18 protein-coding genes are annotated in these 13,541 nt (G+C 34.0%); 8 read left to right on the forward strand and 10 right to left on the reverse strand.

Annotated features, from left to right (window positions below; all coding sequences use genetic code 11):
- Window positions 1–53 precede the first annotated feature (53 nt).
- The gene (locus tag ACVWY7_RS02885) at window positions 54–896 is read right to left on the reverse strand and encodes a LysR family transcriptional regulator (RefSeq protein WP_456523667.1); all 843 of its coding nucleotides are present in this window, start codon (window positions 894–896) and stop codon (window positions 54–56) included.
- Window positions 897–1,020: 124 nt separating this feature from the next.
- On the opposite strand from ACVWY7_RS02885, the gene ACVWY7_RS02890 reads away from it, so the two are divergent.
- A complete protein-coding gene (locus ACVWY7_RS02890) occupies window positions 1,021–1,965 on the forward strand; it encodes a DMT family transporter (RefSeq protein ID WP_073522121.1) in 945 nt (314 codons plus the stop codon).
- A gap of 11 nt (window positions 1,966–1,976) precedes the next feature.
- Here the strand turns inward: ACVWY7_RS02890 and refZ are convergent, their stop codons facing one another.
- On the reverse strand, window positions 1,977–2,615 hold the full coding sequence (gene refZ, locus ACVWY7_RS02895) for a forespore capture DNA-binding protein RefZ (protein WP_000814927.1): 639 nt from the start codon (window positions 2,613–2,615) through the stop codon (window positions 1,977–1,979).
- A gap of 147 nt (window positions 2,616–2,762) precedes the next feature.
- Between refZ and ACVWY7_RS02900 the strand changes: the two genes are divergently transcribed.
- A complete protein-coding gene (locus tag ACVWY7_RS02900) occupies window positions 2,763–3,242 on the forward strand; it encodes a GAF domain-containing protein (protein WP_000494335.1) in 480 nt (159 codons plus the stop codon).
- Between the two features lie 61 nt (window positions 3,243–3,303).
- Here the strand turns inward: ACVWY7_RS02900 and megL are convergent, their stop codons facing one another.
- Entirely contained in the window at window positions 3,304–4,482 is a 1,179-nt protein-coding gene (gene megL, locus ACVWY7_RS02905) for a methionine gamma-lyase (protein ID WP_073522123.1), read from the reverse strand.
- A 398-nt stretch (window positions 4,483–4,880) separates the two neighbouring features.
- Between megL and rpsD the strand changes: the two genes are divergently transcribed.
- Both rpsD and ACVWY7_RS02915 read left to right on the forward strand, forming a co-directional pair.
- Complete coding sequence (gene rpsD, locus ACVWY7_RS02910) at window positions 4,881–5,483, forward strand: 30S ribosomal protein S4 (RefSeq protein ID WP_000135311.1); 603 nt, start codon at window positions 4,881–4,883, stop codon at window positions 5,481–5,483.
- 210 nt (window positions 5,484–5,693) lie between these two features.
- Window positions 5,694–6,125 carry a GNAT family N-acetyltransferase gene (locus ACVWY7_RS02915; protein WP_456523649.1) on the forward strand — a complete coding sequence of 144 codons (432 nt, stop codon included), beginning with the start codon at window positions 5,694–5,696 and terminating at the stop codon, window positions 6,123–6,125.
- Window positions 6,126–6,241: 116 nt separating this feature from the next.
- On the opposite strand, the gene ACVWY7_RS02920 is transcribed toward ACVWY7_RS02915, so the two are convergent.
- Entirely contained in the window at window positions 6,242–6,715 is a 474-nt protein-coding gene (locus ACVWY7_RS02920; RefSeq protein WP_456523650.1) for a hypothetical protein, read from the reverse strand.
- A 319-nt stretch (window positions 6,716–7,034) separates the two neighbouring features.
- Between ACVWY7_RS02920 and ACVWY7_RS02925 the strand changes: the two genes are divergently transcribed.
- Both ACVWY7_RS02925 and ACVWY7_RS02930 read left to right on the forward strand, forming a co-directional pair.
- Window positions 7,035–7,859: a HipA family kinase gene (locus ACVWY7_RS02925; RefSeq protein WP_456523651.1), complete on the forward strand. Its 825-nt coding sequence runs from the start codon at window positions 7,035–7,037 to the stop codon at window positions 7,857–7,859.
- Window positions 7,849–8,673 carry a DUF3037 domain-containing protein gene (locus tag ACVWY7_RS02930; protein WP_456523652.1) on the forward strand — a complete coding sequence of 275 codons (825 nt, stop codon included), beginning with the start codon at window positions 7,849–7,851 and terminating at the stop codon, window positions 8,671–8,673. The genes ACVWY7_RS02925 and ACVWY7_RS02930 overlap by 11 nt, the downstream gene beginning before the upstream one ends.
- Before the next feature lie 416 nt (window positions 8,674–9,089).
- Here ACVWY7_RS02930 and ACVWY7_RS02935 read toward each other — a convergent pair whose 3' ends face one another.
- The 3 genes from ACVWY7_RS02935 to ACVWY7_RS02945 all read right to left on the reverse strand — a co-directional run bounded on the left by ACVWY7_RS02935 (window position 9,090) and on the right by ACVWY7_RS02945 (window position 10,471).
- Window positions 9,090–9,248, reverse strand: a complete 159-nt coding sequence (locus tag ACVWY7_RS02935; protein ID WP_456523653.1) for a hypothetical protein — start codon at window positions 9,246–9,248, stop codon at window positions 9,090–9,092.
- An 11-nt stretch (window positions 9,249–9,259) separates the two neighbouring features.
- Window positions 9,260–9,613 (reverse strand): HNH endonuclease, encoded by a 354-nt coding sequence (locus tag ACVWY7_RS02940; RefSeq protein WP_456523668.1) that lies wholly within the window; start codon window positions 9,611–9,613, stop codon window positions 9,260–9,262.
- 180 nt (window positions 9,614–9,793) lie between these two features.
- Window positions 9,794–10,471: a hypothetical protein gene (locus tag ACVWY7_RS02945; protein ID WP_456523654.1), complete on the reverse strand. Its 678-nt coding sequence runs from the start codon at window positions 10,469–10,471 to the stop codon at window positions 9,794–9,796.
- Window positions 10,472–10,661: 190 nt separating this feature from the next.
- Here ACVWY7_RS02945 and ACVWY7_RS02950 point away from each other — a divergent pair, with 190 nt between their 5' ends.
- Window positions 10,662–11,003 carry a cytoplasmic protein gene (locus ACVWY7_RS02950; protein ID WP_456523655.1) on the forward strand — a complete coding sequence of 114 codons (342 nt, stop codon included), beginning with the start codon at window positions 10,662–10,664 and terminating at the stop codon, window positions 11,001–11,003.
- 357 nt (window positions 11,004–11,360) lie between these two features.
- Window positions 11,361–11,762, forward strand: a complete 402-nt coding sequence (locus ACVWY7_RS02955; protein ID WP_456523656.1) for a hypothetical protein — start codon at window positions 11,361–11,363, stop codon at window positions 11,760–11,762.
- A gap of 605 nt (window positions 11,763–12,367) precedes the next feature.
- Here the strand turns inward: ACVWY7_RS02955 and ACVWY7_RS02960 are convergent.
- The 3 genes from ACVWY7_RS02960 to ACVWY7_RS02970 all read right to left on the reverse strand — a co-directional run bounded on the left by ACVWY7_RS02960 (window position 12,368) and on the right by ACVWY7_RS02970 (window position 13,348).
- Complete coding sequence (locus tag ACVWY7_RS02960) at window positions 12,368–12,607, reverse strand: hypothetical protein (RefSeq protein WP_078386863.1); 240 nt, start codon at window positions 12,605–12,607, stop codon at window positions 12,368–12,370.
- A gap of 237 nt (window positions 12,608–12,844) precedes the next feature.
- Window positions 12,845–13,021 (reverse strand): hypothetical protein, encoded by a 177-nt coding sequence (locus tag ACVWY7_RS02965; RefSeq protein ID WP_172107518.1) that lies wholly within the window; start codon window positions 13,019–13,021, stop codon window positions 12,845–12,847.
- Between the two features lie 69 nt (window positions 13,022–13,090).
- A complete protein-coding gene (locus tag ACVWY7_RS02970) occupies window positions 13,091–13,348 on the reverse strand; it encodes a MarR family transcriptional regulator (protein ID WP_078386862.1) in 258 nt (85 codons plus the stop codon).
- Between the last annotated feature and the right edge of the window lie 193 nt (window positions 13,349–13,541).

The raw sequence follows: 13,541 nt of genomic DNA on the forward strand, positions 1-13,541 counted from the left end.
AATTTCATGTTTCTTTCAATGTAGTTGTAATCTTTCTTAATATTCTGTTTGGATTATCTCTCATCATCAAATGAATGTAATAAAAAGCCTTCTTCCATATGAGATGCGAAATAAATTTTGCGCACAAGTGGCGGTTCAATAGAAATGGCATGCACATTTCCTTGCCTTATCGCTTGCTCTACTGATATTTCTGGAAGTAACGTGACGCCAAATCCAGCACCGACCATCGCAAGCATCGGTTCTGCATAAGACGTTTCAAATGCAATGATCGGTTTCGCACCTATCCCTTGAAACATATTCGTAATCATTTTCCTAACATCACAGATTTCTGGGTATACGATTAACTTTTCATTTTGCAAATCTTCCATTCGGATTACTGTTTTCTCTTTATAAAGATGATCATTTGAAACGACACAAACAATTTTTTCTTCTCGTATTTCTTTTATACACGTAGCGCCTTCTACTACTGAATCGATGAAGATTGCTTCAATCTTCCGTTCTTTAAACAGTCCCATCAGTACTTTCGTATGCTCAATTTTCCATTCTATTTCGAACTCGTCACCTAATATACCTTTACATTTTGCTATGTAATGTGCTGCTAAACTTGGCAATATGCCTATCGAAATGTTCCTCTTCTCTTGAAACTTCTTCATCTCGGCTTTCACTTCATGTATGTGCTCCAAAATCGGTAACATTTTTGTTATAAATAACTCTCCGGCACTTGTTAATTCCACTCCTTGCGCGGAACGCTTCAGTAAAGTAACTTCTAAATCGGCCTCTAACCTTTGAATTTGTTTACTAAGCGCTGGCTGTGAAATATGTAAAATCTTACTCGCCTTTGATAAACTTCGCGTATTCTTTACTTCAATAAACGATCGTACTGCTTCCAAATCCATCGTACACACCTCTAACAAAAAGTTATAACTGCCATAAAAAATCGATATTTCCTTCTATAAACAATTACTCTTTATACTTATTTCATCAACTTACTATAACGAAATGTAAAGGGGAAAGATACTCTTGAACAAAAAACAAATGCTACTCGGATCCTTCCTATGCTTACTTGCCGTAACGGCTTGGGGATTTATGTTTCCTGTCATGGCAAACGCCTTACAGTTTATCGATCCATTTTTCTTCACAACGATTCGCTATGGATCAGCAGCTATTATTTTTCTTATTCTGTTATTACTTACCGAAGGGACAAAGTCACTCCGCTTAGAAAAGAAAACACTTTCGTTACTCTTTTACGGAACAGTCGGTTTCGCAGGATATGGTTTTCTCGTTTTCTACGGACAACAACTTGCCGGACCTTCCGGAGCCATCCATGCCGCGATGATTCAGTCTCTTATGCCACTCATCGCTTTATTATTGCAGTGGATAACAAAAAATAAACGCCCACAAAACTACACATTCCTTTGTATGTTCGTTGCACTAATTGGTGTTATGCTTGTCATTTCAAAAGGAAATATTCACTTATTATTTGGAGCTGCCAGTCACCTCTCAACAAATATACTTATGCTATGCGGCGTTACTTGCTGGGTCATTTATACAAATGGTGGTGCTAGTTTTCAATCTTGGTCACCACTCAGATATACGACGTTAACTTGTTTATTTGGCTCAATTTCACTCATCGTTATCGTCACCTTTTTAACTTATACAAACGTCGTTACTGTACCTTCACTATCTACAATTATGAACGTTCGTTTTGAACTCTTATATATGTCTATTATTGCAGGCGTTATCGCAGTATTTTGCTGGAACGCAGGAAATCGCTATATTTCATCTATTAACGGCATATTATTTATGAATTTAGTTCCTGTACTTGCACTTATCGGTTCCATCTTTCGAGGTTATACAGTCGACAAAATTGAAATTGTGGGCGCCTCATTAACAATTATCGCGCTATTATGCAACAATTTATGGCAAAGAAAAGAAAGCACAAAAATCCCCACCTCCGTTCGTTAGGTGGGGATTTTTTACATATGAACAGCTCTTGGCCATTCATAGTACATATTCGTTATACATAATGTTTGTTCCATCCATTGTTCAATTTCTTTCGTGTACATTTCTAAGAAAAAAGTCTCAGATGGAAAAGAATGCAACACTTCTGATATATATTGCGGGTATAAAAACGGCATATTCATCATGCCTTTTAATTGCGTCATAAACATTGTAAAAGATACCTTTTTAAATTCTTGTTTCATTTGTCCCTGTCTAATCATTTGCTCTATATAATATCTTTCTTTAGAAAAATAAACGGTCATCACTTCGCGAATTAATGTCGTATCAAGCGAAAGCTCTCGGTAAAAAAAACGTGTCAGTTCCCTATTTTCAAATTGATATCGTAAAATCCCGCGTACCATTTGCACCATCACATCTTTAGCCGACAAATATTCTCTCTGTTCAAACGACGTTTCAATCACATGAATATACCCTTCTAAAAAATCAGTAATAAGCTGCTCTAATAGGCCTTGCTTTCCAGCAAAATAATATGAAATATTCGCTACATTCACATCCGCTCGCTTTGCAATGTCTCGCACCGATGTTCCATCATAACCTTTCGTGTTAAACAACGATATTGCCGCATCAATTACTTTTTGTTTCGTCTGTTTCATGCGCTCACTTCCTCTCACTGAACAGCTATAGTTTAAATTTCTTGACTTTTAAGACAAATTCCTTTAATTTTCTATCGACAAAGTCATGTGAAATACATCGTATTTTGCTAACATTTTACACATCTCGATAAAAAAGGAGCTGTTTCCATGTTTACTAAAGAAAGTTATGCAGGATCTCGCGTGCAGCAATATGAGACAGTAATAAAACAACTGGATGCATTATTAACTGGCGAATCAAACGTAGTCGCAAACTTATCAAATGCGTCCGCATTATTAAACCAATTTTTAGATCGCGTTAATTGGGTTGGCTTTTACGTAACAGAAGGAAATCAGCTTGTTCTTGGACCATTCCAAGGAATGCCTGCTTGCGTGCGCATTCCATTTGGACGTGGCGTTTGCGGCGTTGCAGCTGAAACGAAAACAACGCAGCTTGTAGCAGACGTTCACCAATTCCCAGGACACATCGCTTGCGACAGTGCTTCAAATTCAGAAATCGTCGTACCGATCATAAAAGATGGGAATGTCATCGGTGTACTTGATATTGATAGTCCTGAAAAAAATCGTTTCGACGAAGTAGATCAGCGCTATTTAGAAAAGTTTGTGGAAACACTCCTAAAACATATGTAACAAAAAAGAGCTAGTTATCGATTGAGTACATTACGTACAAAACCGATAGCTAGCTCTTTTTTTATTGATTACTAACAGTAGATATTTTCTTTAATGCTTGCTCTAAATCAGAAACGATATCCTCCCACGATTCTAAACCGACAGATAAACGTATTAAATTATCATAAATACCCATTTCTTGTCTTAACTCAGCTGGAATCGCAGCGTGCGTCATCGTTGCCGGGTGCTGAATTAACGTTTCTGTATCTCCTAAACTTACCGCAATTGTAATAAAGTGAAGGTCATTAATAAACGCCTGCGTCTCTTCTTTCCCGCCTTTAATTGAAAAAGATATAACGCCGCCGCCCCGTTTCATTTGGCGAGATGCTAACTCCCCTTCTGGATACCAAACACCTTCTACCGCATCATGATTTTTTAGAAACGATACAATTTTTTCTGCATTATCACAATGGCGGTCCATTCTTACCGCTAGTGTCTTTAATCCGCGTAACAATAACCATGCATCAAACGGTGCCATAATACCGCCGATATCTTTTCGCATCGGGCGGATTTTTTCAGCTAACGCTTTCGTTTTACAAATTGTTACACCCGCCACAACATCACCGTGACCACCAATATATTTTGTCGCACTATGAACAACGGCGTCACAGCCAATTTCAAGCGGTCTTTGTAAATAAGGTGAACAAAACGTATTGTCAACAATGACAAGTAATCCATTTCGCTTCGCAACTCGAATCACTTGTTTTAAATCAATTAATTTCATTGTCGGATTAATCGGTGTTTCAACGAAAACAAGCTTCGTATTTGGACGGATTTTTTTTTCAATATCAGTCTCTGTCTCCATATCACAAAACGAATGCGTAATCATAAATTTCTCTTCTAACACTTCTAAAAATCCATACGTGCACCCATATAATCCGTTTGAACAAATAATATGATCTCCAGCTTTTAGAAAGCCAATTAACGTTGCTGAAATAGCTGCCATACCGGATCCGAAAGCAAGAGCTTCTTCTCCTCCTTCTAACACCGCCATACGTTCTTCAAATAATTTTACAGTTGGATTTCCAAGTCTTGAGTAAATATAAGATGGATCCACTCCCGCAAAACTCGCCTCTCCTTGCTGCGCAGTCTCAAATGTAAATGTAGACGTTTGAAATAAAGGCGGTGTTAAACTTCCTTTATGTTCCTCTGATGTATAACCGTGATGAATTAACGCTGTCTCCATATGCTTCTTTTTCATAAAAACATCCCCTTTTATGTTTTTATTGCCGCATATTCATCATTAAAAATTTGATGAACGTTTTATCTCATTTTATGTAAGCGTTTTATTTGTGTTTCTATCTCTTCTTTTATATCGTTTTAAATTCCTTCTTGTTCATTTCCAAAATTTATATGCATAAAACAAAAACGTACTCGCTTGACGAAACTCTAGGTAAAAGATATAATAGCGTTTGTGTAAAATAAAAAGGCAGCCTTGTAATGTGAGTTTATCGTTTGTATTTTGTTCCTCTACGGAGGTGTATCTCGTAACTCCCTGCTGCTGGAGCGAAGGTACATGAAAACAAAATGCCCGTAAATATCGATTACGTCTGTTTTTATTTTACGTAAATAAAAACATTTTTAAAGGAGGAGTCAACTATGGCTCGTTATACAGGTCCAGCTTGGAAACTGTCTCGTCGTCTTGGAATCTCTCTAAGCGGCACAGGAAAAGAATTAGAAAAACGCCCTTACGCACCAGGTCCTCACGGTCCTAACCAACGTAAGAAACTTTCAGAATACGGTTTACAATTACAAGAGAAACAAAAACTTCGTCACATGTACGGCATGACTGAGCGTCAATTCCGTCGCACATTTGACCAAGCAGGTAAAATGCCTGGTAAGCACGGCGAAAACTTCATGATCCTTCTTGAAGCTCGTCTTGACAACTTAGTTTACCGTATGGGCTTAGCTCGCACTCGTCGTGCAGCTCGCCAATTAGTAAACCACGGTCACATCATGGTTGATGGCGCTCGCGTAGATATCCCATCTTACCGTGTAAAACCTGGTCAAACTATCAGCGTTCGCGAAAAATCTAACAACCTTGTTGTTGTTAAAGAAGCGATCGAAGTTAACAACTTCGTACCAGAATACTTAACTTTCGATGCTGACAAATTAGAAGCTACTTACACTCGTCACGCTGAGCGTGCTGAGTTACCAGCTGAAATCAACGAAGCATTAATCGTAGAGTTCTACTCTCGTTAATCTCGGTACTCTGAAAAGAGTCGTATTAAAAGTCTTAGAAATCTTGTTAAATCAAGGTTTCTGGGCTTTTTTTATTTTATTTAATAATGCAAGATAAAGCATAAAAAAGAATGTAATTGGGGCCAGTTTGGGGCCACAATAAAAATGGCTGGCGTGTGTATAGAAATGGGTAAGTACAAAAAAAGCAGATGCTAAAAGGAGCTACTTATTTTGAAAGAAAACTTCATCAAAATTCCTCTTCATATACATGACTTTCAAACATTAAAATTGTTATTAGAAGAAATAGTACAAGACGAAATAGAATTGTTTGAAGGTTTTTCTAAATATACTTTACATATTTCATCCAAAAAATCTATGGTCACAATTAACCTTAGAAGTGAGTATTTCCCAAAGCCATACTTAGTAATTGCGGCTATAAGCATTACACCAAGTAATCAAGGAAAAGGAAGCATTATTCTTGAATGGTTTAAAACATTTGCAAAAGAAAAGGGCTTCGAGCGTTTAGTATTACAAGAAGTTATAACCAAAGAAGGTTACCACTTTGCATTAAAAAATAGGTTTACAAAAGTGGGTAATCTATACGAGGAAACATTCGGAGATCCAAGCAGTATTGACGGGGATTATGAACTACATTTAATGTAAAACATACGATACAAAGTGGACGTTTTTCTTCATAACCGTTCACTTTTTTGCTTGATGAATTATCTAATATAATCAAATCCGATGTAAAACAAAAAGCCACACTCCTTTGAATGCGACTACACTAATTCATCTATTAACTTATTTTCTTCTTCAATATATTTGTTAATCAGATCCCATATAACCTTCTTATTTTCATCAGAAGCCCTAATAAAATTATTTTTTTCTGCTTCATTTGATGATTCAACAAAACGGACATAACAAATGATATACTCAAAACAGTTCATCATTAAATCTTTTGAGAAACGATTTTTTCTATCTAAGTTAATTAAAATGAACGGCCGAAGATATAACAATTCAAACTTCATCTTTCGCTTTTCTTTTTCATCAGTTTCTACACTACACCTTCTACCCAAATCAAGAACTTTTGTGATGTGTTCGAATAAAGCATTTTGCATTCTTCTTTTTTCTGATAATTCTACGGCTATCCTACGATCTTTTTCTTTGTTTTCATTTAAAGTTCTGGCGTTATAAATTGATACAATTAATGTAGCTAATGAAATAATTGATGTAATAATTAATGCTATATTCACTTTGTTCCCCCCTTACGTTGTAAATAAATCTTACCACATAAGGTTATCACCATATAGTAAATCTCTTTTATCACATTACTTCACATTTTGTTTAGCTTCCTTCTCAGCCTTACGAGCTACTAAAATCTGAGGAACCAATGTTCTCATAAAGAATTCAACCTTTCACATAGGAATTTTTCGACATTTTTCGACAACATTTAAACTTCTATCTTGTTACAATAATATTAAATCATACTATGTACTATTTCAGACCAAAAGTATGATGCCCCTCCCTCCATGAGCAGGGCTTTTTTATTAACGTTGAAATGCAGGTGATAATTTGAACAAATTCGATTTTCCAACATACGATATAATATCATTTGAACGCGAAATCCCAAAAGGAATTACAAAACCATTATTAATGCGAACTACACATGACCTTTATGTGGTTAAAACTATTGATGCAAAAGAAGAACCTAAAGTATTAATAAATGAATTTGTATGTTATAAATTAGCTAAACTTTTAGGTCTACCTATTCCAAATGCCGCATTAGTTAGAATAAATGAATCGTTTATTGCATCTTCTCCTGAATTAACAGAATTAGGAGTCCAACCAGGTGTCCATTTCGGTAGCCAATTTGTAAATAAATCACAATCATCTATTCAACCACCCATGTTAAATATCATGGTTAACAAAGAGGATATTCCCTCAATAATATTATTTGACCATATTGTGTATAATGATGATAGGACCGTAAATAAAGGCAACCTACTATTCGATTTTAAAGAAAAAAAACTATTAATAATCGATCACAGTCACGTTTTCAAAATCGGTGCATTATGGGATGAGATTCAATTACGCAGAATAATGAAAGAGCAACTTTGTTTAGTAAAAGAATTTCATGGACATAATTATAGAATTTTATTAAAATGTGTTAATGGTCATAATCCATTTAATAAAATCTTAGAAAAAATTAAAGGATTAAAAGCTGAAGATATAGAATGGTGTCTTCATGGAATACCCGATGAATGGGGTTTAACGGCTGGTGAAAAATCAGCCTTATCAGACTTCATTCTACATCGTATCCGAAATATTAATGCATTCTTAACATTAATCAAAGATCAATGTCCAAATTGGAAAGGAGGAGCTATAAGTGGGTGCTAAAACAATATATTATACAGTTTGTAGATACGTTCCAGATATTTTACGTGATGAATTCATAAATATTGGTGTGCTTACGCATATCCCTGAAGATGAATGGTGTCACTTTCACAAAACTAAAAATTTAGCTCGTATTAAGCACTTTGATGATGAAATAGATAATGATGTTATTTCAGTTCTTCTCGAATCATTAGAGTATCAATTTAATACAAATCACTTCGACTTCCAAGGTTCCGAATTTATTGGACATCGTCATTTCTTAGAAGAAGAAATTTCATACTTCGTAAACCAAATACAATTTAGTGAGATAAGAACACTTGCAAGTGATGACATCGACTCCGATATCACTGATTTATGCGATATGTATTTATATTATGACAATAAGAAGTCAGAGCGTATTAGCAGAGAACGGGTTAAACGTTTAGTTTCAAAAATGTTTACAAACAGTAGTCTTAATTCTCGGGTGGAACGACAACCACAATATAAAAACAGTTTAAATCAACAAACCTTTGATTTTTCTGTTAATTTAAACGATACTCAGATGTTTGTTAAAGCCCTAAGTTTTGATTATAAACAACAAAATAAACTTTTCACTGAAATAAAAAGCTTTATATATGATATTAATGATTTCGAATCTAATCATATGAACACAAAAGACATTAAAGTGGTTATTAACAATACACAACTTGATCAAGAATTCCAACAAAAAGCTTTACAAGAATTAAAAACTTATATAGATGTATTTACCCTTGAAGAATTCGCTTTTTACATTCATGAAGCTGAATCTCGTCATAAAAGCTTAAAAATTGTAAAATAACATTTAATCCTGTTTCGAAAAATGAGGTTTAATATTATTTTCCATAAAAAAGCCAATTCTAGTGATGTGCACTTCACAATGGAATCGGCTTTTAATTTTATCTTACTTCTACATATTTCTCGCTTGCTGTAATGTAGAATACGCTGCCTTTTTAGTTCTTCACTTTATATTGCGGAGAACTATTCATTTCTACTTTATCAATAATTTCAAACCAATTACCGAACTCTCACTAGGAATTTTAATCACTTTACGCTTCGAGGTTGAATAAAACATGTAAGTCACACTCACATGAGTTGTGGCTTTTATTATGTAATGATTTATAGTTTTTCGTAGACATTTCACCCCCCCTTTTTTTTAACAATGTTGTCTAACGATAAAAATGCCCTACGCTACCTATCCTCCCCAGTGGACAAATTTTATTTTTTGATAGGTGGGCTTTTGTATTTCAATACAAATTTACAATTCGTTGGTCCGTTACATTTTGGACAATTCAAACCTTCACGTAATTTATGTGTCGCTTCTGTCCATCCGTATTTCTTGTTCATACAATAGTATAATGTTTTCTTTTGTTTCATTAACAATCACCTCATCTATTAAAGTAACTCGGAAAAACTTCTTTCGGTTTATCTTCATTTTCTTCGATCGCATGACAACCTGGACAAAGTAATCTGAGGTTATTTCCTTCTAATTTAAGAGTTGAATCTTCTTTGATTGGTATTACATAATGAACATGAGAACGCCTATCAAAGAAGGACTGTCCACATCGTTGACAGCAGGCATTCTCTCTTTCCAATACTCGAGACCTTACATACTTCCATGCATCAGTATGATAGAATGGTTTGTTTTCATGATGGTAGATGTTCTTCTTATCTTTCTTCTTCCTTGGTTTGTTACACTTCTTGTATATATTCATTTTCTTTTTTTCCTCCTCTTCCTTCATTGCCTTCAATTGTGCCATTTCCTTTTCAACCATCTTGTCTATTGAATCGTGTGCTGCAATTAAAGTTGGTATTACTTGTTTATGATTAGTACCTTTAAACCGTTTAAGTATCCCTAACATACGAAGCACCATCTATGGAATTTTGGCATAATAAAAAGCACTCCAGAAGGAATGCTTTCATCAAATATTACTATTCTCTATCTCTCTTAATTGTTTAGGATATAAATGTTTCGATATAATTTTTAACGTTTGTTTCTTTTTACTTATAATATTGTCATAGAATCTATCGAAATGACTATAAGCATTAAGTATACTCGCTAAATCATACCCATCCATACTTACATTAAATTTTCTAATGGTATTTGATAATTGGTGATTAATATCTTTAATCAATCTAGAAATTTCATCTATAGCCTTTTCATCTTCATTATTTAAGTATACTTTTATTAATTCTAATGAATCTTGTAATTCCATTACCTGCATTTCCATTTCTCTAGCTTTAGAAGTAGTCAATTCAATATAATTCTCTTTATGTTTCTCAGTAACCTCATCATAATTAAATTCCCATATTGCGGGAGCTTGATACGGATTAGTATATTTTAAATTTAAAGATTCTTTCATTTCAAATCTACCTGTATCCCCACAAAAAAAATCAATGGCATGGATAGTTTTCACTAAGTTTAATTGACACTTACTCATGATATCAATTTTATTTTGAAGTAAAGAACTATTATACCATTTTATTCTGTCATCCTTACTATTAAGCTTGGCATTCCTATTATTCACATAGCCTGTTACAAACACACCACCAAGAGCCGCCCCTGCAGTTATTAGACTGACTATAATTGTATTATCCATTTTGCATTCACCTTCTACTCACAATATTTGTTAGTTATAAGGTTTATTATATCGCCTAATTCACTTTCATAAAAAGTTTACTTTTATGACAAAAGTTAATAGAGCAACCATGCATCAGTTACCTAATATTGTTTACTTTCAATATATCCTGGTATAATTTAGAAAACATCACTACTAAAGGAGGAAATCTATGATTAATGCAATAGGCATAGCTGTCATTCTTTCTTACGATTTCACTAAACAAAACAATTTTCAAATCAAACACAATAATGCACTTGTAGAATCCATCAGCTCTAGAAAAATGATAAATTATGAAGGCAAACCTGTATTAGAAATAACCTGTAAATATAGCATTCTAATGGCCGAAGATACTGAATGCAAAACTATTAATGATTATGCCGGAAAGATCTCTCCGTTTCTTCGTTCAATAGTTGGCCCTGGACTTGTTAGAACTGAAAATTATCATTTACATCATGTTGATAAGCCCACTAAACATATAAAAGAAATTATAGAAGAACTTTTAGAACAATAATAACAAGGGCAACTTATTAAAATGCTGACATGACAAGTTGTTTAAATTAACCTAACGTATGTTTATTATCTTTTTTAACATATTATCGTTACCTTTATCCAATTCGCAAACAATCTGTAAGCAGCTTTTGTACTATTGCTAATCCACCTAATTTTGCATAAACTCAGATACTGATATACCATTATTTCATCCAGCTAATCTATGTAAAAAAAAGCAACGTGGCCATTTTGTACGACAAGTTGCTTTTTTTAATTAATATTTTATATTTAATCTTCAAAAATTCATAATAAAAATGTTGACCTAGTAATTCTTAGTAGTATACTGTTAAATCAAACATCCCTTTTAGGAGCTGAAAACATGCTATCTTCACTGAAAAACTGGATAAGAAAAGAATCCGATAGGTATCAGGCTATAAAAGAAGCAAACCAAATAAAGTTCCAGAATAAACTAGATAAAAAAGCAGGGTTTAAGAATGCCATGTACAACAAACTTTACCGTGGCTCAGAGATTACTATGAAAAGCGGTGCAGTTCTACAAATGGAAGAAATCGAAATGTTTGTCATCGATACTAAAACAACTAGTGTCACGAAAAGCACTAGACATAAATCTCTTTTAGGCACTAAGACATACCATTCAACTTCCAAACGTAGAACATTCCGAAAAAACGGCCAGGACTATTTCGTGGATCAAATTGCATCCATTCGAAAATACTCCACGGAAGAACAACCCAAGTACATAGTCAATCCGGAACTTTCATAATCGCTCAAATTTCTTAAAGCAAAAATTTCTAAAGTAAAAATTTTCAAAGTGAAAAAATTTTTTAAGTAATTCTATAGTTTCTGTAAATGGCTACTATCGACATGTATACACCCCCCTCCCCTCATAATACATGGGATGCATGTAGTGATGAAGGGCCCTTCAAGGAGGTACCTCCACAATGTATAGGATTTGCATACGAAAACTAAAATGACTGCCGATAACTTTAGTTATGTAAACTACCAACCTCCCATAAGTACTGATATATCAACGTTCTTAATAAATACTCAAAAAGCAGTTAATGTATAAGTATACATCGTTGTTATATCAACGTTTATAAGATTTCACCCAAACCTTACTCATCGCCATTTACCCTCATTTATGCAGGATTTTATGCATTCATCCATCAGAGTTATCCCCTATCAAACAACATAGTAAGGCTAATTCCTTTGCCCTTATCCTTACGCACATTGAACTTACGGCCACTCTCATTCTTTATGAATGTATAAGTACATCAGCATACTTACATAATGTAGATGAGCGCTCTACCACCTCGCCCAGGCTATATAACGTCTTCATATCGCTTCGACTCAAGTGTCCTTAATAATTCACGTATCTTTTTTGTCCGCTGCACGTTTAGCTTCAACTTCGATAACTTTCACATGTGTAATATACTTACTTTGTATTAGCATACCTATATCCGCAACTAATAATGTTTTTTCTTTAAGGAATAGATCTTCTAGAGCTTTTAAATATTCCTCTTTATTACGCTTATTTGTTATCTTACCGTCATATTCTTTCCCATTAGAAAAATAAAAAGTTACATGATATCTATGTTCTTCAGCCATTTATTCCACCTACTTTCAAAATATATCTGTAGGATTCCCCAATGAATTATAAAAAAGACGTGGATCCCCACGCCTTAGTTATTCTTTATCCATTCTTTCACTGTATTTATAGTATTGCTTTACCCTTTAACACTTGATATATATTTCCATTAAATCATTTTTGTTCGATAAGTGTTACCAATCCACTTAATAAAACTGATACTTTTGTTTACTTCAATACCCTTATCCGAACAAATGCTAACGAATTTTTGAAACGAAAGATAACTCTCTATTAATAACCTTAATTATTGCTTCTGCTGCATTCTCCTTGGTGTAACCTTCATCCGAAAGTAAATAATGTGCAATCCAAGATAAATCCTTAACTAATTCAGTTTTCTCTGCAAGATTTCCTAACTGCTCTTCTTGTGTTAACATACTAATACATCCTTTCCATAAGGGATTATGTGTTTGAAAGAGTAGGAGCCGCAATCTCCCGCTCTTTCTTTATTTGCACAGTGTAACTTTGTAAGCATTTGTTGCTGTTCCATTCCTTTGAACCTCAATGAACCCTTTTTCTTCTATTTGTTTTACCAGCCTTGTAACTGTAGCTCTACTCAAATTCGTATAATACTCTAACTCTGTAATAGAGAACGGAATAAATTTGTTATCTGAATAGATCGCTATCGTTAGCAAGATTAGTTTTTCAGAAGCAGAAACTTCTTCTCTATCTAATTCAAGGATACGATATAGTGATTTGGTCATTAAGCTAATAACCTCCTGTAAATCAATATGTTGTTTATACCTACTGGTATAACTATGAGTATAGAGAAATGTAATAAGATAAAAATAAAAAATGAAAATACTATAACCCTACATATAATTTCAAATAACTTAATCCTCGCATGAAACATTCACTCCTAAAAACAAGCCGCTTTAGATCACTTATATATTTTGA

This window comes from Bacillus sp. TE9106W (genome assembly GCF_054062215.1).

Excerpts from the sequence above, each read along its gene's own strand:
- ACVWY7_RS02940 (WP_456523668.1), bottom strand. The coding sequence starts at position 9,613 with ATGAAGGAAGAGGAGGAAAAAAAGAAAATGAATATATACAAGAAGTGT.
- ACVWY7_RS02955 (WP_456523656.1), top strand. The coding sequence starts at position 11,361 with ATGCTATCTTCACTGAAAAACTGGATAAGAAAAGAATCCGATAGGTAT.
- ACVWY7_RS02945 (WP_456523654.1), bottom strand. The coding sequence starts at position 10,471 with ATGGATAATACAATTATAGTCAGTCTAATAACTGCAGGGGCGGCTCTT.
- ACVWY7_RS02965 (WP_172107518.1), bottom strand. The coding sequence starts at position 13,021 with ATGTTAACACAAGAAGAGCAGTTAGGAAATCTTGCAGAGAAAACTGAA.
- megL (WP_073522123.1), bottom strand. The coding sequence starts at position 4,482 with ATGAAAAAGAAGCATATGGAGACAGCGTTAATTCATCACGGTTATACA.
- ACVWY7_RS02885 (WP_456523667.1), bottom strand. The coding sequence starts at position 896 with ATGGATTTGGAAGCAGTACGATCGTTTATTGAAGTAAAGAATACGCGA.
- ACVWY7_RS02935 (WP_456523653.1), bottom strand. The coding sequence starts at position 9,248 with ATGAAACAAAAGAAAACATTATACTATTGTATGAACAAGAAATACGGA.
- ACVWY7_RS02900 (WP_000494335.1), top strand. The coding sequence starts at position 2,763 with ATGTTTACTAAAGAAAGTTATGCAGGATCTCGCGTGCAGCAATATGAG.
- ACVWY7_RS02960 (WP_078386863.1), bottom strand. The coding sequence starts at position 12,607 with ATGGCTGAAGAACATAGATATCATGTAACTTTTTATTTTTCTAATGGG.
- ACVWY7_RS02970 (WP_078386862.1), bottom strand. The coding sequence starts at position 13,348 with ATGACCAAATCACTATATCGTATCCTTGAATTAGATAGAGAAGAAGTT.
- rpsD (WP_000135311.1), top strand. The coding sequence starts at position 4,881 with ATGGCTCGTTATACAGGTCCAGCTTGGAAACTGTCTCGTCGTCTTGGA.
- ACVWY7_RS02950 (WP_456523655.1), top strand. The coding sequence starts at position 10,662 with ATGATTAATGCAATAGGCATAGCTGTCATTCTTTCTTACGATTTCACT.
- refZ (WP_000814927.1), bottom strand. The coding sequence starts at position 2,615 with ATGAAACAGACGAAACAAAAAGTAATTGATGCGGCAATATCGTTGTTT.